At 65.8% G+C, this 524-nt stretch carries 1 pseudogene; it reads left to right on the forward strand.

The features are described from left to right. Positions 1 to 185: 185 nt before the first annotated feature. Positions 186 to 404: pseudogene (locus ELR45_RS42570) on the forward strand (M55 family metallopeptidase); the annotation flags it as partial. Between the last annotated feature and the right edge of the window lie 120 nt (positions 405 to 524).

A 524-nucleotide genomic window follows, 5' to 3' on the forward strand; every position in this document is an offset into this window, starting at 1 on the left:
GCTCATCTTCTTGTCCATCAACGCTCTCCTTGACGAAGGGACCGCGACCTTCATGGCCACGGGCGGGCCTCATGCCCGATAGATGATGCATCATTTATATCCGGGAAGTTGATGACGTGTCAACTAGTTCGGGTGCCCGTCTTTCTCGTAGGAAGTTCCCTCGCCGGCGCGTGAACTGAGGCAGCATGAAGGTCCTCATCAGCGCCGACATGGAGGGTGCTACAGGGGTGACCTGGCCGGCCGACGTGCTGCCGGGAACCCCGGCAGTGGGAGCGGTGCCGGGCGTTGTTCACCTCGGACGTCAACGCCGCCGTGCCCGGCTTCTTCGACGGCGGCGCCCCCACTGGACCATGCGCAACCTGCTCCTCGAACAGCTCGATAGGTCTAGGGCCCTCTCGGGCAGGTGCAGGGTGAGGCAGCGGACGGAGCGGACCAGGCGGGCGGGCACGTTTGTCAGGTGGTCAGGGATGGTGGCGGTGGTCGCTCTGGCATGGAACGCTCCCGGCCAGGGCGCCGGCGGCGCG

Origin of the sequence: Phytoactinopolyspora endophytica, assembly GCF_004138495.1 — a bacterium.
Taxonomy (GTDB): Bacteria; Actinomycetota; Actinomycetes; order Jiangellales; family Jiangellaceae; genus Phytoactinopolyspora; species Phytoactinopolyspora endophytica.